Genomic DNA, 17,531 nt, shown 5'->3' with positions numbered 1-17,531 from the left:
GATCTACGGGGTAGCGGCCTCAATCAGGAAAACTCTCGTCCTTCCGACGCCGTTGGTGAATCGACCGGTATCGAAATGGTCTGGTTGGACGTACCATGCCTGAGAGAATTTGAGCGAAGTGCTTGCCGCTGCAATTGCGATCGCCTGCATCTTGGAGCCGGTCAAGCCGACTTCGAAGTTGAAGTTGGACAGCGCGTAGTACTCCTCATATGTTTCGCGGATCGCCGTGAGTGCATGCTCGGGACTGCTGCTAGGGATCTGACGGGTATTACAAGAATGCGCGTCCTGCGCTGCCACCCTCGCGGCCAGTCGCGCGAGATCGTCTCGGGCCGAGTCCCCGGATGGAACCAGAATCTCGACGTGATCATAGTCACGCTCTTCGAGCAGCGAGAACAACCGCTCGTGCTTGGCCGAGCTCGACGCCAGAAGCGCTCTTCGTCGGCCATCGTCGACGTCCCCGCTATGCATTGGGATGAAGTGGTACGGGCGGGTCTCGCCGGTGAGGATGTCGTGGCAAGCTTCGAGGCGCGCGTAGTCATCATCCTCCGCGGCAGAGCCGAGGCGCATGGCGACTTCTTCGTTGAGGGGATAGTAGCGCTCGGCCTCTGTGTAGACAGCCAGTACGCGACCGTCACGATTCAGCAGGCCGCGAATGGCGTGGTAGATGAATTTCTTGGAAAGACCTGTGGTGTCCACAACACCGATTCCACCGACACCCGGCGTATCAATGGTGAGAGATTGATCACTCGCGACAGTTCTCACCTCTCCTTCACTTGTATTCAGCAGATCGCGGATCTGAGCACCGTATCCAATCAGCGGATAGGTCACACTGACTGCGAGTTCTGGTCGGAACTCATTCAGCAGCCGTTTGGTCGATACAAATGCGCGTTCCTCGAAGCCCGCCGCAGTCACCAAGGTGTGAGGCCGCAGCGAAGCCAACTGGTCGAGTGCGAGTTCCTGTATCGACGGAAACGGTAAGGGCTCACTTAACGTCGGCCGACTAGGGCCTGATTGAGTAAGTTCCTGAAGTTCTCGAGCGTCGAAACCGTCGAATAGCGTCGGAATCGACGGTGGTGACGACAGGACCTGAATGTCCACAGGGAATGACGGATCCAAGTCTGCTGTTGATGCAAGATTCCGTTTTAGTGTCTCGCTGGAGTTCTGCGGGTCGTCGAGCCAGTCGATGAGATTCTGCCCGGATAGTTCGAACCGATCCCGTTGAGACAATCCGATTGCGCTGGCGAGCCCTAAGAGCTTCCTAAACGTCAGCGTGTACTGCGCGATGGGATCCGAATCTCGAGTCTTTGTTCTTGGAGTGTCCGGGCCGCCGGTGAGCACAAAGACGCCGGCATCCATCAGTTCGCGAAGCTGGCGAAGCTGATTGTCCGTGTCGCCGGTAGTGACTCGCACGTAGACGCTCGCGTAGTCCCGGATGCGCGCCGGGTCGCGGCGCGCTGACTGAACGAGTAGATCGTGTGCCGCTTTCGCGAAGCCATCCGCGAAGTGCTTCAGTCGCCCCTGTCTCCGACTCAGTTGGTACAGGCGGCGCGAACAGAACTCTTGGAAGGCGCTGGATTGATACTTCGCTGGGACAGGGACGCTTGAGACGCGCCCTGCTTTGGTGAGTATCAATTCGTAGATCGAAATGACGTCGCCAATGTCGCCTACGCAAACGGCGGCAAGAGCGCTCATGCCGAAATAGACATTCTTACGATCGGGGGACGATTCTGTACTAGCCGCAATTCTTCTGGCGATGTCTACGAGTGGTTGATCACCCACAATTTCCGAGGGGGTCCAGTCAGGGTGCGATGAGGTCAGGTTCGCGCGTTGTTGAAGCACCTTGGCAACGAACTCGCGGCCCGCACGCCCCTGCGAGTCTCGGAGCTTGGCGTAGATAGCGGAGGCGAGATCGAATGTGTCGTAGTCGCGACCGCTTCGCGCTGTCTCGACGAGACCTGGGGATTTGAGAACCAACTCGAGAGTCTGCGCCTCCGTGGTGATCTTGAATGCACAGTTCTCGTTGACGAACATCAAAGTAGACATGAGCGCACGGATAGATTCCTCGTTGAGGTGGCGTGTTGATACGTCATCAAGGAGGAAAAGGACTCGAGATCCGGTCCACACATCCGCGCACTCCGACACAGCCAACGCGAGGCTGGGCATGGCGGACGCGGGGTGCGCCGACAATATATGGTCGCTCTTACCGCTCTCCAGAGATCGCAGCATCTCAAGGATCCTGCGTTCTAGAACGTGAAGATTGTCGCCGTCTTCTACGCCTGAGTTGCTAATCAGCGAGCCAATTAGCGAGGCGATCGGTCGAGGCGCAACGGGGCTCAGCGCATTTCGTCCTGCGACCTCGCTGAGATGTCTCATCGCCTGCAGGGCCTCGCGCGCGAAGGAAAGGAAAAGCCTTGTATGCGGTTCGTGCAGAGGCCCGTCAGGTCTGCCGAGACCATCGAGAAGTCGGTTGCAGGAGACGTAAAGCCCGACGTAACCATCTCTACGCAGCGCGTCGGTGACCGCAGCCGGAGTATTTGCCGCACCCGTCTCTTGTCCGACAGTGCTCGCGCGCGCGTGAAACTGAAGAGACCGAAGCAGCATCGTCTTGCCGCAGCCTCGCATGCCGGTGATCACGAGCGGACCGGACGACTCAATACGGCGTTGCCATTCACCATCAGGATCGACAAGTAACCTAGGGACAAACCAAGGCCGCATGGTCTGCGCGTTGAACGAGTCTCCGAACCTCACTAAACCACCGTTCGGCTCCTTCCAGGGGGACGACGCTGCCATGAACGCTGATTCGATTCCGGCTATCAAGTCCGTGTAATTCGGGTTCCGTTGCGTCAAAGTTTCAGGCTTAAGCAGATTTGCGATGTCGTTCAGTGCTAGCGCAAGACGGTATTCGACGTCCGGTGCATCGATCGGATCCGGGACAACTCGCAGTGCCAAGCGCATCAGGTGCTCGGTGACCTGGTGGCTGTCCGCAATTTGCTTTGCCTCGTCGCTACGACTGCGATCGAGCACCGAGCCTAGGTCGACCGCAACTACCTGCACGAATGGGTCGATCGCCCCTCCTCTTTCCAGCTCGGGTGGAAGCTCCTGAACAAGGATGTTGCCGCTATGCAGGTCATTGTGGAACACCTGCTTGTTCTCGAGCTCATTCAGTAGCCGGAGGAGGTCCGTGGCGATTTGAGCGGCTGCACGGGCGGAAATTGTCTTGGGCTCGTCGAGGAGGCTGCGGAGAGATCGACCGTCCACATAATCGAGCACAGCCACATGGCATGGAAGAGCTTCAGTGTCGCCTTCGAACATCACTTCGGCGTCGAACGCATTGTGGATATTGACTAAGTGTCGCGTCCCGCTCGCAACATCAGCGTGCTGTCTGCTCTCTTCGACAAAATCCTTGCCACGGAGCGCGTAGATGGTGCGAGGGATGATCTTTAGACAGACCTTCTGACCGAGCACGCCTTGTCTCGCGATGTATGTGGCGCTGTAGTAGCCGCGATCTATGGAGCCGATGATCTCGTAGTCGGGCAGCCCTCCGACAGGTCTATGTTGCAGAGGATGTCTCATTGTTCGACCACAATCCACGCAAACATCGTCGAGGGTGAGGTCGTGATACCCAAGCTTCGGGTGCCAGAAGCAGGTCAGGTTGGTCATGGGCCCACGACCTCCAGAATCTCGTTCGGGTTAGCCCCGGCGGTTGTGCGAATGGTGAAAAGCTCCAGGAGCGTGGAAGTCTCTGGTTGCAGGGTCGAACGGAACTCGAGAATCGGGTCTCCGCATCGGACTTCTTGCCAAGGTGCGCTAATGAGACGTATGCCGCTGGCATCTGGATATGCGGATCGATTGCTGGACCGATGTTGCGAGTACGCCTGAGTCTTGAGTAACAAGCTACGTATGCGATCCAAGCGGTACTCCGCGAATCCATCGCTCCTGGCATGCACGACCGTCCGAGATTGCGAGGCCACGAGGGCTAGTCTCTGGTCAAGATTCGCGATCGAAGAGCCTTGGGCGCGCAAGTTTTCCTCCATCGCGTGCCTGAGCGAGGGAGTGTCGACTGAAGACTTGGACGCACGTCCATTGCTTGTGACGATATTGGCGATCGTCGAGCACAGCGCTGCGTGACTGGTAAGCCAGGCGTCTTGGGCCTGCTCGCGAAGTACGAGAGTTAGTGCGGTCAGAGCCTCTCCTCTACCGAGATACGGCTGAAAGGGCACTCGTGCGTCGGTAATGACCACGACCGGTGCAAGACCGAGTCTGTTTGCGACCTCGCAGTACAGGTCTGCGTTCTTGCGGGCCTCAGGCCTCGTCATACCGAAATTCCCGTGAGGCGCTACCCTCGCCTCCAATCCTGCGATGCCTACGCCGCCAGCGAGCTTCTTCGAAAGGATACTTGCGATTGCGAGGGCCGGGACGGCTTGCGTACCTTGCTCCTGGCGCAAGCGAAATAGGGCTGCATCTGCCGGTGCCCATGTTTGATCGGCGACAGTATGCGCGTAGCGAGACGTTAGAAGGACGTGCTCAAACTCGTCGCTGGACAGCCCTACTTGATAGTCAGGAATGGTGCCCAGTACGTCTGCTCCGCCAGCTGGGCGTCCCACGACACCGATCTTCGGGACGGTCAGCCCGGCGGCCACAATGTGCAAAGGACATAGCAGTGTCGACAGTGAACTTGGTCCCCCGCTGGACGCGACATCGGCAGAATTGGCACTAATTGGACGACGGGTTCCTGAGTCGGCCAAGGCACTCGTCAATGCAGCGATCGCGTCCACCCGGCCGGGCGCCTGCAACACTTGGCTATACAGATCGAGGATGGTGCGCGACAGGATCGGAGTCCTCATTATGGACAAAGGTTCAGTTTCGCATCGGGACGATTGTTGCCGCCACGCTTCTCCGCCGTCATCGCAAACTGCCTAGCCACGTAACCGTACTCCCCCATAGGGAGATCTTAGGCTTCTCGGGGCGCTGCGTGACCGTGACTTGCCATTGATCATTCGCAGCTGCGGTTTCGATTACAGAACGCTCGGACTCGATGCGCGAAATGAACGAAGCGCTTTTCAGGATGTGCCGGTTTGGCGTCACAATATGCATCATGTTGAACGGCTCGGACCCTCGGCCGTGTTAATCGTTTGTGCCTGAGCATCAATGTCTGGACCCGTGTAGACGCGATGGAAGGCTTCATCCAGAAGCTTCGCACCATCGATCAGTTCCAACGTAGTCAGATCAGAGATCTCGTGCGTTCCAGCGTTCCCCAACCACTTGACAGCGAATAGAAGATCAGCTGTGTGTTCTCTCATTACATCTGCATCGCGCCACTCGGCGATTCTCTGATGCGCGTTACGGAATTTGCCAGAATGGGTGATGGACGCCACACCCTGAGCTGTCAGGAAACGCTCAACAACCGATCGAAGTGCAGTAGCGGCGAGCCCCGCGTCGGCGAAGACGACACGCGAAGCCCGAAGGACTCCCTCGCGAAGTTGATCGGGCGCTGAACGCGGCACCGGCATCAGGTGCATAGGGGGATGTAGATGACTGAGCCGATAAAATGACGAGAATTGCTCCGGTCCTTTGTCCCATGGTTCGTCAGAGCCGGACTCTATTGAGGTGCCTACAAAATAATCTCCCGTACCGTGGACCGACTGCTTGCAATCCGGGTTCTCGCACTCGCCACGAATAGTGAACGTGCCGTTGATCCATTCAGGCTCGAACGCCGAATGACTGTGGGATGACGCGGAAGCGTAGCTTTCATATTCGGCGGGCCGTCCGAATCGAACGTGACCTGTGGCACAGTTCGGACACCTCGGCCGGGGCCACGGTTGTCCGCTTTCGATCGTCTTCGAGAGATCCGAGAGAGCTTCATCGACCGACATGGTGCGAGCCTAGCGATTCGCTTCATAGTTTTGGGTGCTGGAGCCGTCGACGTGCATGACCCCAGTGACGATAAACCCGATCTACTAGACCTCAGTACCTGGGTCGCGCCAGGGGATCTTGAGGGACGTCGACGATCCACTCACGGCTATCGACGGGCGTCGTAGGCAAAACTTGCCGTTGCGAGAGGCGGCAGCAGCTATCGATCTCCGCGTCGTCTTTGAGCGCCTGCTCAACCATCGAGTCGACGCGGGCGAGCTGTTCTCCGTTGGCGTCGGTCCAGCGCAACCTGGCGATCGCCAGATCGAGGCGGTGGAGTACCGCATCGCGACCGTAAAGCCATTCCGGTAGCCAGGCGCGTTCGACTGCAGGCCAGTGCATCAGGTTCTTCCATCTCAGTGTGGAGGCCGTCGCGGTCGGCGACCGTGCGACGCGACTTCCACGAGTCGCCGTCGAGCATCACAGCCAAGAACGGGCGGCCGGGGCGTCCGTGGGCGCGATGCTCAGGTCGACACCGAAGTCGGAGAGGCCGACATCCGTCTTCACCGCGAGGCCGCGCATCCGCAGTTCGCTGGCAATGTCGTCTCGGTGGCGGTCGAAGATCGCTGTGGGGCACAGGTCGGCGTCCAGGGAGTTCCGATCCGCTGACCCGCCACCTCGAGGTGCGACTTCAGGTGCTTCACTCCGACCGAGCTCGTCTGCTCGGCGTACAGCTCTGACGGATCAAAGCTCGCGAACAACAGCACCTGACGACGCGCCCGCCTAACCGGTGAGCAGATACCCAACAAACGAGACGCATCGCGATCTACACACGTGACCGGCCGAACACGCATCTACGATGCATGACGGCCTCGGCTCACACCTTGACACTCCCGTAGCATTTCCACTGTGACTAGCGCTGAAGCATCCTCCAATCCAGATTTGACTTCCGTTCGGGAGGCTGCCGAGGACGTTGTGAGGTCGTACTTGCTTGACCCGGGCGACTCTCGTTTCATGTCTATTGGAACGTTCGATACCGGCGTGACTGTATTGAGTCAGCAGATTCGAGCTCTAAATCTCGCCTGGGCCTTGGTGGAGTCTGGGAAGCTCTCTGACCAATCGCGGATCGCGGTCGTGGGCGGAGGGTTCGCGGGACTTACTGTGGCGGCCGGTCTGCTGAAGAAATTGAACAATGCGCAGGTGACAATTTTCGAGCGTCGCGACACACTCCTGCCGTTGCAGCATGGCAGCGATACCCGCTGGTTGCACCCTCATATCTATGACTGGCCTCAGCTAGGGAGTGAGTCCTTCAGCGCAGCCCTTCCCCTGCTCAATTGGACAGCAGGGAGAGCTTCGGATGTGGTCGTACAGGTCCTTGCGAGTTGGCGCGACGTCGTGAAGGTGCATAAGGACGCGGTTACAGCGGGGGAATCGACGGCCTCTGTTCGGCTATTTTGCAATACTCAACATCTGCAAATCTCACTGAATGCCGAGAGGGCTTGCGCGCGGGTCGAATGGATCGGCAATGCTCGCGATTCAGCGGAGCCATCAGTACCTCTTGAAGGAGGCCGTTCGGCAATTGGCGGGGCCGAGGACTTCGACCTGATTATTCTCGCCGTGGGCTTCGGCGTCGACTCCGGATCTGCCAGTCCTTACTGGCGGAACGAAACCTTGGCTCAGCCACAACTCGGCGACGCACGTACTACGTACATCGTCTCTGGCGGTGGCGATGGCGCAATGATCGACCTTTTTCGGCTACGAATCGCGCACTTTCGGCAGGACCGAATCCTTAGTGAGCTCTTCAGCGAGCACCTTGAGCTGCGTTCAGAGCTGAGTATGTTGCATTCTCAAGCGAGTCAACTGAATCTTTACGAGGAGTTGGATCGCGTCTGGACTCACAGCGATTTCACTACTCAGGCGACCGCTGTTCTCTCCACTATGCAGCAACGGCTTCGGCACGATTCGCAAGTAATCCTTCATACAAAGTCGTTGACGTTTGCGGACCTATTTACGGGGAAGCGGGTCTCGTTCCAGAATCAACTACTCGCGTATCTTCTTTTTAGAAGTGGAGGTTTCATTCCATCTCAACGCGACCTGAAGGTCTTGGCGACCGAACATGGCGTACCCAAGGAGCGGGTCATCATTCGTCATGGAACACAGAAATTCGAAATGTTGAACGGTGCGCTATCGGCGCCGCTGCAGGAAGCGGTGGCGGTAGCAAGGAAGGACGATGCCGGTCACCGGCAGTCAGATCTGATTAGCTGGTCGGGTGGCTATTTTGACATTCCTCTCACTTCATCAAACGAAGTCGATGACCGGAAGAAGGCGAATTGGCGCAAAGAATATCTGCCTGGTCCGACACAGCTAATCGCGTCCTCATTCTGCTCGGCCGTTGCGGGATTCTTATCGGTCGAGCATCCTCCGACGAAACGGCTTCGAGTCACTCTGCACAGGCGTCTAGTAATTGGTAGTGAGACAGTCCTTCAGCAGGCGTGTGAGTACCAGGGGCTTTGCCTGACGGGCTCATCGTCTACGGCAGGCCGAACATTCCCCTCGGACAATGCAACGATTGGATTGGCGTTCCAGACGAAGAAAATCGTACGTTCCGTCCACACGGCAACCCACGCGACTTTGGACCAGGACATGCATGCCCTCGATCTCAACGCCGCGTCGAGAACAATGGATAAATCTGTAAAGTCCATCGCCGCAATTCCTCTGCTCGGCACGCCAATAGATGGTGACGGAGTGAACGTTGTCGTTGGTGTGCTCTATCTTGACAGTGAGGTGAAGGGGTACTTCTCCGACAGCAGAAGGCTTAAGGGGATAATAGAAATGGCTCGGTCGTTCATGGCAAGCCTGCCTGGGCGGAGAGCTGGGGCGGCCGAGCGTGTTGCTAACACGGGCTTTTGGCAATCCGACAGCTCCATAGAGTCCAGTGCTCGAACAGTAGGCGTGCTCCAGGCACTGGAGGTGCTCGACCGCGAGAAGGCCCCTGTATCTAGCGAACTAGCCCAACTCAACTACGACTTCTCAGACTTCATCGCAACGGAAGGAGGATCTGGTGTCTACAGTTCACGAACTGAAGAGCTGGCCTGAGTTCTTCCAGGCTCTGGTGGCAGGAGTACGCAGTCATGAACTGAGGCAAAACGACCGAAACTTCGTTGTAGGCGACCTACTTCAACTTCGGGAATATGACCCCGTGACATCGCGATACACGGGCGCAGAGTGCGTATTCGAGGTGCGGTCGATCACATCGGCAGAATTTCCCTGTGCTGTATCGGCTCAAGGATTGGCGGACGGATTCTGCATTATGTCGGTCAGCCTGATGGAGCTCGCTGACTCGTCGGACTAGCCGCGGGGCCTGCTGCAGGTTTCACACTTCATCGAGCAATGAGTCCTTGCGAAAACCGTCTTTCGTTGTCACGGTGACGGTAGAGGTCCCGCTCTGATGCGAGCTCACGTGGAGGCTCGTTGAGGGAATCGTGGAAAGCGCCAGCATGACTTCGGCATTGGCTCGACACTTGGTTCCTCCACTGGGAAGGAACAGGCCCTCAATCAGGTGCCTTGGAACGAACCTGCCTCCCAGCGGGTCACTCGAGTCGTTCCTGCCGAGCCACCACCGGTGCATCGCTCGCTCCAAAACAGTTGCGAGTTCTGCCTCAACGTCCAGGATCGTCAGCACTCCGTACTCGTTTTCTTTGAGTTGGGTTAAGAGTCGCGCTGGCTGTTCCTCCCAAGCAAGAGATCCCTGCAGGATGACATTCTCGCCAGCACGGAGGGACACCGCCGCGATGTTCTCAGATATCGCAACCGATTCTCGGTGTACTAGGCTCGATAGCTCCATTGGGCGTATTGGCAGGCCATCCGTGAGCGTCCTCCCCAGCAGATCATCATAAATACGGTCCTTAAGCGCACGTCGCACGAGGTGCTCCTTGATGATGTCTGGGTCGATGTTTCGATAAGTCGCGTCAAAACCAGCGATTTGAAGTGCAGTTGTTTTGCCGCCCCCAGGCGGCCCGGCTGTAACTACTGCCACTCGTCCATTTCTTTCCACGGCGGTTTGAGCCGCCAGGAATTCCGCGGCAACCTCCGCTCCCCGAATAGCCCGTTGGGCGTCCGAGTAATGGTTCGCAGTCGAGCGCGGCGAGTCCGTGTGCATGATCTCACCGTGAATTGAAAGGGACTCGAGTTCAGCCGCTACTCGCGCAGCTATTTCTGGCCTATCCATTGCGAGGGCTCACTGCCTCCGAGGTGGAGACGATCCTCCGAAGTTCATCCTGCGAGATGCTTCCATCGATCGCCAACTGAGTGAGTTCGTCCCAACCTCCGGGAATGTAACCCCAATCAGGTTCGTCTTTGGAATACTCACCAGGCTCGTAAGGGAACGCAGCGAGCATATCGATGAGGGTTTCACGATCGATCCGCTTGGCCAAAAAGTTTTCGTAGATCTCGCTTGGTCGGAACGCCAATAGAGATGGGTCATTCTCAATTTCTTTCAACTGACGAAACACAGCGGTTTGCGGTTTTCTGATGGCCCTAGCTATCTCTCGCTGGTTCATCCCATTCGCACGTGCCCAAAACAGCAGTCTTCTTGATACGCGCTCGTCTGTGCTCCGCTTCGCAGCTCTGGTGCGTAGTAGCTCAGTGAGCCATGCAGTTACGTTCTCGCCTGATAGCCGCTGAGTAAGCGCATCGGCTGCGATTAGCGCAAAGCTGGGAATGACTGGCATCAATAGGGCACTCGAAGCCTGCGCCAACGACTCTGTCGTCAAAGTGGCATATCGCCGCATCCAAATCTGAGCGCTCGCTAAGGCCTCAGGATATTCGTCGACGTCAAATGACATGAAAGGCGCCGATACCTCTCGATGCGGGTTGTCGTGCTCGGCATGTCGGGCCCTGGGGTGATGTTTCTCACGAGTGCCAGCGTGAATGATGTATGACGCGAAAGACTGTGGTTCTAACGTTGTCGTGGGAAGCCCAATCATGCATGCGGCCGTAGCGAGATGCAAGTAGTCGGCGTACCTTACCGACTCAGTGTGCGGATCCTCTGCAGACTCGGCTAAGAGCGCCTTGGCCCCGACAATGTCATGCGCATTCAGTAGAGCGAGGGCTTGTCTTGCCAGTTCAGATGTAGTTAGTGCTGTCTGCGCCACGTCTGCCTCCTGATTCAATTTGAATCAAGTCTACCGGTTTGTTGCGAGCTCAGGAAGGTGATGGAGCGTCCTGACGATAAGCGTGCCGCCCTGCAGGGTCGGTAACTGAGTCGCTGTGACCAATCGGCTGTTAACGCAAGATCCTTGGGCGGAATTGATACACCTGCCCTGACCTTTGGTGATCGGAACAGAGGCTGAAATCGCTCGGAGTAAGCGCGACAAGGCTCGGGTTCATCGTGAGCTGCCTGAAAAGGCATCCTGAACGGTGCTTGGAGTAGGAATCGGTTTCCCGAGGTCGGCCTACTGGATGATGCCCAAGTCCGTGCGCTGCAAGCGACCGTTTCCGAGGCCCCAGGTGAGAGCCCCGTCGAGGCGGGTGCTGATCGCCTCGGTCATGCGCTTGCCACCGAAGACCGCAAGGGCCCCGCGCTTGAGGTCGGGCTCGGAGAGGCCGGCCGAGGCCTCTGCGACGATCGACATTGCGTTTGCGATCTCGACGAGGGAGACGTGGTCGAGGGGGCGGGCTTCGCCCTGCTGTGAGGAGCGCGCGCGGCGCCAGGTCGCGGGGTCGAGCTCCGTGGGCCAGGCGAACGGCTCGGTTGAGCGGGCCTTCATCTCGGGCGGGACGAAGGTCAGGATGGCTGTTGCTCGGGATTGGGCGACCTTGTTGAGGTCGAATGCGGCCGCCACGAGCTTTGCCAGGCGCACCAGGTGCACCGGGCCTTCCGTTGCCACGATTTCACGGATGACGGCCTCAACCGCTCGGCCGGCGTCCTGTCTGGGGAGCGCGTCGAGGACGGCTATCGAGCCAACCCTCCGCGGCATCCATGGGGTGTACGGCTCGTTGAGGTCGTCGATGACAGAGCGCTGCGCGGCAGGTGCGCTCGTCAGGTTCTTGAAGAGGCCGGGGGTGTCTGCTGTGGCGAGGTCGGGAGCATCCGCTGTGGCGTGGTGGTCGCCGGTCGCCGCTTCTTCGGAGAGCGCGGGGGCTGCTGCAGACGACGTGGGGCTGTCGATCTCTTCGTCGTCTTCGAGTGCCTGCTCGACCATCGAGTCGACGCGGGCTAGCTGGGCGCCGTTGGCGTCGGCCGCCTGGACGTCGGCGATTGCCAGCTCGAGGCGGTCGAGCACCGCCTCGCGGGTGTGCAGCCATTCCGGGAGCCAGACGCGCTCGACCGCTGGCCAGTGCATGAGGTTCTTCAGGACCTCGGTGGGGAGGCCGTCGCGGTCGGCGACCGTGCGACGCGACTTCCAGGAGTCGCCGTCGAGGAGGACTGCCAGGAGGGGGCGGTCGGGGGCGTCCGCCGGGGCGATGCTCAGGTCGACACGGAAGTCGGAGAGGCCGACGTCCGTTTTCACCGCGAGGCCGCGCATCCGCAGTTCGTTGGCGATGTCGTCTCGGTGGCGGTCGAAGATTGCAGTGCGTCGGGGGTCGGCTTCGAGGGCTTCCGATCCGCTGGCCGCCATCTCGAGGTACGACTTCAGGTGCTTCACGCCGACCGAGCTCGTCTGCTCGGCGCGGAGCTCCGACGGATCGAAGCTCGCGAACAACAGCACCTGACGGCGCGCCCTCGTGACCGCCACGTTGAGGCGGCGCTCGCCGCCGGCGCGCTGCAGAGGGCCGAAGTTGAGGGGGAGGAAGCCCTTCTCGTTCACGCTGAAGGCGATCGAGAACAGGATCGCGTCGCGCTCGTCGCCCTGCACGTTCTCGAGGTTCTTCACGAACAGACCCTCGCTGTCGTTGTCGAGGGCATTCAGGATGCGCTCGTCACCGGTGTCGCGCAGCAGGTTCTCGATGAAGTCGCGCTGCTGGGCGTTGAATGTGACCACACCCAGCGAGGGGGCCTCGAAATCTGCGGGCGGAACATCCGTCTGCGCCGCTGACGCCGCCTCGAAGCGGCGACGGATCTCGGCCACGATCGCCTCGGCCTCGATGCGGTTCGTGCGCAGCTCCTTGCCCTTGCCCGAGCGGTTGAAGGTGCCGTTCACCCGCACCATCGAGACGCCGTAGCCGTCGAGCGACTGCCGCTCGGCCGACCTCAGCGGCGCCGGGAACGACGAGAGCCGGCTCTCGTAGTAGTGGTGATTGCTGAACGAGATGAGCGACTCGTCCTGACTGCGGTAGTGCCACGAGAGCCACTTGCTCGGCACCTGCGACTGCACGCACTCCGAGAGGATCGACTCCTCGTCTTGCACCACGACGGCCTCGAGCTCGACCTCGTCGTCGGCATCGAGCGCCGTCTCGCCGAAACTGGTGGGCGGCATCTGCTTGCTGTCACCGACCACCACGACCGAATCGGCGCGACCCATCGCACCCACGGCATCCGCCACCCGGATCTGCGACGCCTCGTCGAACACGACCACATCGAACAAGCCCGGCTTCGCGGGGAAGAAGCGCGCCACCGACTCGGGCGACATCAGCGTGATCGGCAGCACCTGCGTGATCAGCTCACCGAAGGTGTCGAGCAGGGTGCGCACGCTCATCCCGCCCCGCTGCCGTTCGAGCTGACGGCGCAGCAGACCCACCTGGCCGGCCGGCGCGCTCGAATCGAAACGCCGGAGCGCCAGCACGTGCGCCGGGATGGCGTTCGGCAGCTCGGCCCGGATCGCCAACGCACTCGTCGTGAAGCGTTCGATCGAGCGGTTGTGGGCGGTGGGGTCGAAGTCGGCCAGGGTGGTGGTCTGTTCGCGTTCGTCGACGGATGCCGCGGCCAGACCCTTCTCGAACGAGAGGCGTGCGTCGTCCGCAGTGAGCTCGCCGGTCTCGAGCGCCTTGACGGCGGCGGCCATGCCGCGGCGGCGGAGTGGTTCGAGCGCGCGGGTGAAGGCGAGCCAGCGGTCGAGGGTGACGGGCGTGGGGGAGTCGAGGTTGCGGCCGGCGCGGGTGGCGGCCCAGGTGTCGAAGAAGGTTTGGCGCTGGGGCTCGTGAGACTGGCTTGTCGGGGCGGTCTGGCTGGTCGAGGCACCGTGGCCTGTCGCCCCCGCCGGGCCGGAGGCCCATGCTCCGAGATCGCTTGCCGTGGTGTGGGCTGCCGTGATGAGGGCCGACCACGCCGTTGCCAGCGCTGCGATCGCGGCGGCGCGGGAGGCATCCGGGGGCGTGGCCTCGTACAGGCAGCGGCACTCGCGGGTGAACGCATCCGGCTCCTCGCCGGGGCGGACGCCGATGGTCGTGCCAACCCAGCGGAGCCAAGTGATCTGCGTCGTCACCGATTCGGCGTCGCTCGGGCGGAGGGGGTTCCAGTCGGCGCCGATCCGCACGCCGGCGAGCTGCTGCAGGTAGGCGCGTAGGGACTGGAGGTAGCCGGCCGACTCGGCGATCTGGCCGGTCAGGGTCGAGAGCTGCTTGAGGTCGACCGCGTCGGGGGAGCGCAGGGCCGGGGCCAGCTTCGCGGCGACCGCCCGTCGGCGCTTCTTGCGACCGAAGAAGCCGGACTGGTCGGCGGCGAGGGCCTCGGCGTGGATGCCCGCGATGTCGAGGGCGACGGCCTCGGGCTGGGCCTGCTGCAGCCAGGCCGGGGGCGTTTGCTTCAGGGCGGCCAGCTGGTCGACGACTGCTTGCGCCGCGGTGTTCCAGGCGCTGGGCGTCGTGGTGTCGCGTGCTGCGTCGATGGTGGCGAGCGGTTCGCGCTGGTAGCCGTCGATGCGCGACCAGTCGGCGAGTTGCTCGGGGGAGTTCGCGAGATCGATGAAGTCGAAGGTCGCAGCCGCGTCGAGTGCCGCCGCGATCGCCCGGTCGAGGGTCTGCGCGGCGGTGTGCACCGCGGTCGAATCGGCCGGGGCATCCGGTCGGTCGACGACGAAGCCCCAGGGGTTCACGCGCTGCGGGCGCACGTAGTCGGCCGTCTCGGGGAGGTCGCGGAGGGCGACCCGGATCGCCTCGAAGTCGTCGGACGAGCCGCCGGAGACCAGGCCCGACGGGACGGGCATCTCGGGCACGAACGCGTCGGCCGCCAGCTCGCTCGTGCGAGCGGAGTAGAGGGAGAGACCGGCCGAGTTCTTCTCGTGCAGGCGCTCGGCGTAGCGCGAGAGCGTGCGACGGTTGGAGTTCGCGATCTCGAGGTTGGTGCTGAGGGCGGCGCCATCCGTGGTGACGCGGTGCTCGAGGGCGGCCTTGATCTGCGATCGCACCGCGGCGGGGCGCGCACCCTTGTCGTGGAGGTCGAGCGAGAACGGGCCGAGGCCGATCTCTTCGAGTCGGCGCTGCACCACGGACAGGGCGGCGCGCTTCTCGGCCACGAAGAGCACGCGCTTGCCGTCGGTGAGGGCTTTCGCGAGCAGGTTCGTGATGGTCTGCGACTTGCCGGTGCCCGGAGGGCCCTCGAGCACGAAGGTGCGTCCCTGCGCGGCCTCGGCCACCGCTTCGAGCTGCGAGGAGTCGGCGGGCACCGGGCACTGCGCGCTCAGGGCGTCGAGGTCGACGGCGTTCTCGGCCGTCGCCTCGGGAACGGGGTCGATGAACGGCGCCGTCGGCGTCTCGATGAGGTGCTTCACCAGCGGGTTGCCGGCGAGCGACTCCCAGTTCTCGTCGAGGTCTTTCCAAAGGCGGAACTTGGCGAACTGCAGGATGCCCAGGTTGACGGTGTCGTCGACCCGGAACGGGAGGTGCGCATCGAGCATGGCCTGGCGGGTGGCGGTGAAGGCGGCCTGCAGGTCGATGCCCGCGCCATCCTGAACCGGGTCGGCCAGACCGGGGATCGTCAGGTCGTAGGCCTGCGACAGCTTCTCGAGCAGGCAGTAGTTGGGAGTGGACGCGCCGGACTCGTCGAGGGTCAGGCGGTAGAGCGACCCGCGGTTCGCCGTGGTCAGCGTCACGGGAACCAGGATGAGCGGCGATCGGAGCTCGCGGTCGTTGAACGTCCAGTGCAGCATGCCGAAAGCGAGGTAGAGGTTGTTCGCGCCGGTCTCCTCCACGATCGTCTTCGCCTTGTAGGCGAGGTAGCGGAGTTTGGTGGCGTAGGACTCCTCGGTGATGTCGATGTACGCCTCCTTGCGGTCGGCGAGCAGCTGGGCGCGGGTGTCGTCGGGGAGGTCGCGGCCGAACTGGATCTTGCGCTCGCGGTCGACGGCGCTGATCGCGTTGGAGGGGCGGAGGGACAGCTGGATGCCAGCGTTGATCTGGTCTTCGAGGTGGGCGAGGGATGCGCTCGGAACGGCCAGGGAGTAGCCGGCGCGGTCGGTGAAGTTGATCAGGCGGTTGCGGAGGCTCAGGTCGAGGAGGGAGTTCTTCCACTGGGCTACGCGGGGTGGGGCGGCTCGTCTGTTGGTCTCGTTGTTTGTGGCTTTTGTGGTCTCCCGGCCGTCGCGCAACGCGACTCTCGCGGCGACCCGGTACTCGGTGACGACGACGGTGCCGTCGGCATCCACGGATCTGGACGGCAGGGGGAAGATGCTCGCCGAACGGGCGGCGCCCACGTCGATCGCGCCGATGAACGTGCTCGGCGCTCCCTCCATGCGGGCTCGTGCTGCGCGCTTGGCGGCCTCGAAGTCGCCGTCGCGGGAGTCGGTGACGGCCGTCGTCTCGAGCAGCACGATCTGGCCGAGCGCGGTGCGGTTGATCAGGTCGGCGGGTTCGAAGTCGACCACCGAGCCCATCTCGCTGTTGTGCCGCCAATAGCCGAGGAAGGCGTGGCCGTCGAAGATCCACAGGGTCGAGTTGATGCCCGCCTGCTCGAGGGCTGCGGCGAGCACGACCGTGGTGTCGAGGCAGGTGCCGACCCGGCCCTCGAGCACCTCGGCCGGTGTGCGCACCTTCTGGCCGGTGCTCGACCAGCTGGCGGGCGGCTCGGCGTAGCGGATGCGCCGCGAACGCATCGCTTCGTAGATCGCCTCGACCGTCGCATCCACTCGGTTCGGGTCTTCGAGCTGGTAGCCGGTCATGCTGCGGTCGCCGGTGCGCTTCTCGAGGAGCTCGCCCGCCTCGTGGAGGAGCGGCTGGATGGCGGCCGCGTTGGGCTGCACGTAGGCGGGGAGCAGCTCCATGCCGAGTTGCACCGGGGTGGTGCGCCACTGGGAGGCGGCGAGGACGTCGACCTCGGCGGATGCTTCGGCTCGCGTGGTGCCGTCGGCGTCGGTGAGGCGGGCGGTGATGCGCCCGGGACGCTGTTCGTCGACGGCGAGCATCGTCGCCGGGTCGAGGTAGAGGCTGAGCTCGGAGAGGGTGACGGTCGCCTGCTCGGCGAGGTCGATGAGGGTGGTGCTGGGTTCGCCCAGCGAGCCGAAGGCATCCGTGGCTTCGATCTCGAGGGAGGCGGCGCGGAGCATCGGGCCCGGGTTCGTGATGGTGACGGCTTCGAGGGCGGAGAGGCAGGCGTTCGCGAGGGCGTAGCTGACGACGCCGGCGGTGGTGAGTTCGAGGCTCAGGCCGGTGGGCAAGGTGAGGGGCTCGGCGGATGCGGTCGGCTCGAGGTGCCGCGCATCGACGACGGCTTCATCACTGTTGCTGGACTCCATCGAGTTACTCCCGGCGCTTCATGGCGAACGAACTCGCAGCGCACGGGCACGTAGTCACTGCGTCTTTCGAGCTTA

8 protein-coding genes are annotated in these 17,531 nt (G+C 61.7%); 2 read left to right on the top strand and 6 right to left on the bottom strand.

All coding sequences use genetic code 11. The features are described 5' to 3' along the window. Window positions 1–3 precede the first annotated feature (3 nt). The 3 genes from ACN4JJ_RS14950 to ACN4JJ_RS14940 form a co-directional block, all read right to left on the bottom strand. Window positions 4–3,660 carry an ORC-CDC6 family AAA ATPase gene (locus tag ACN4JJ_RS14950; RefSeq protein WP_440710677.1) on the bottom strand — a complete coding sequence of 1,219 codons (3,657 nt, stop codon included), beginning with the start codon at window positions 3,658–3,660 and terminating at the stop codon, window positions 4–6. A 1,433-nt stretch (window positions 3,661–5,093) separates the two neighbouring features. Beyond that, window positions 5,094–5,873 carry a DUF4145 domain-containing protein gene (locus tag ACN4JJ_RS14945; RefSeq protein WP_440710676.1) on the bottom strand — a complete coding sequence of 260 codons (780 nt, stop codon included), beginning with the start codon at window positions 5,871–5,873 and terminating at the stop codon, window positions 5,094–5,096. Between the two features lie 91 nt (window positions 5,874–5,964). Further along, window positions 5,965–6,252, bottom strand: a complete 288-nt coding sequence (locus tag ACN4JJ_RS14940) for a hypothetical protein (RefSeq protein WP_440710675.1) — start codon at window positions 6,250–6,252, stop codon at window positions 5,965–5,967. A 612-nt stretch (window positions 6,253–6,864) separates the two neighbouring features. Between ACN4JJ_RS14940 and ACN4JJ_RS14935 the strand changes: the two genes are divergently transcribed. Both ACN4JJ_RS14935 and ACN4JJ_RS14930 read left to right on the top strand, forming a co-directional pair. Then, entirely contained in the window at window positions 6,865–8,946 is a 2,082-nt protein-coding gene (locus tag ACN4JJ_RS14935) for an FAD-dependent oxidoreductase (protein WP_440710674.1), read from the top strand. Next, window positions 8,912–9,202, top strand: coding sequence for a DUF3850 domain-containing protein (locus ACN4JJ_RS14930; RefSeq protein WP_440710673.1), 291 nt, complete (start codon window positions 8,912–8,914; stop codon window positions 9,200–9,202). Before ACN4JJ_RS14935 ends, ACN4JJ_RS14930 begins: the two co-directional genes overlap by 35 nt. A 21-nt stretch (window positions 9,203–9,223) precedes the next feature. Here the strand turns inward: ACN4JJ_RS14930 and ACN4JJ_RS14925 are convergent, their stop codons facing one another. From ACN4JJ_RS14925 to proA, 3 genes are all read right to left on the bottom strand, one after another. Then, window positions 9,224–10,009 carry a zeta toxin family protein gene (locus tag ACN4JJ_RS14925; RefSeq protein WP_440710672.1) on the bottom strand — a complete coding sequence of 262 codons (786 nt, stop codon included), beginning with the start codon at window positions 10,007–10,009 and terminating at the stop codon, window positions 9,224–9,226. Window positions 10,010–10,070: 61 nt separating this feature from the next. Beyond that, on the bottom strand, window positions 10,071–10,694 hold the full coding sequence (locus tag ACN4JJ_RS14920; protein WP_440710671.1) for a hypothetical protein: 624 nt from the start codon (window positions 10,692–10,694) through the stop codon (window positions 10,071–10,073). Between the two features lie 609 nt (window positions 10,695–11,303). After that, on the bottom strand, window positions 11,304–17,456 hold the full coding sequence (proA, locus tag ACN4JJ_RS14915) for an anti-phage protein ProA (RefSeq protein ID WP_440710670.1): 6,153 nt from the start codon (window positions 17,454–17,456) through the stop codon (window positions 11,304–11,306). Window positions 17,457–17,531 lie beyond the last annotated feature (75 nt).

Source organism: Herbiconiux dendrobii, assembly GCF_052048175.1.
Lineage (GTDB): Bacteria > Actinomycetota > Actinomycetes > Actinomycetales > Microbacteriaceae > Herbiconiux.
Note: the sequence above shows the minus strand (reverse complement) of the source record. Positions and strands in the feature narration are given on the sequence as shown.

Coding starts and splice junctions, on each gene's coding strand:
- ACN4JJ_RS14940 (WP_440710675.1), bottom strand. CDS start 6,252: ATGCACTGGCCTGCAGTCGAACGCGCCTGGCTACCGGAATGGCTTTAC.
- proA (WP_440710670.1), bottom strand. CDS start 17,456: ATGGAGTCCAGCAACAGTGATGAAGCCGTCGTCGATGCGCGGCACCTC.
- ACN4JJ_RS14935 (WP_440710674.1), top strand. CDS start 6,865: ATGTCTATTGGAACGTTCGATACCGGCGTGACTGTATTGAGTCAGCAG.
- ACN4JJ_RS14925 (WP_440710672.1), bottom strand. CDS start 10,009: ATGCACACGGACTCGCCGCGCTCGACTGCGAACCATTACTCGGACGCC.
- ACN4JJ_RS14920 (WP_440710671.1), bottom strand. CDS start 10,694: ATGTCATTTGACGTCGACGAATATCCTGAGGCCTTAGCGAGCGCTCAG.
- ACN4JJ_RS14950 (WP_440710677.1), bottom strand. CDS start 3,660: ATGACCAACCTGACCTGCTTCTGGCACCCGAAGCTTGGGTATCACGAC.
- ACN4JJ_RS14945 (WP_440710676.1), bottom strand. CDS start 5,873: ATGTCGGTCGATGAAGCTCTCTCGGATCTCTCGAAGACGATCGAAAGC.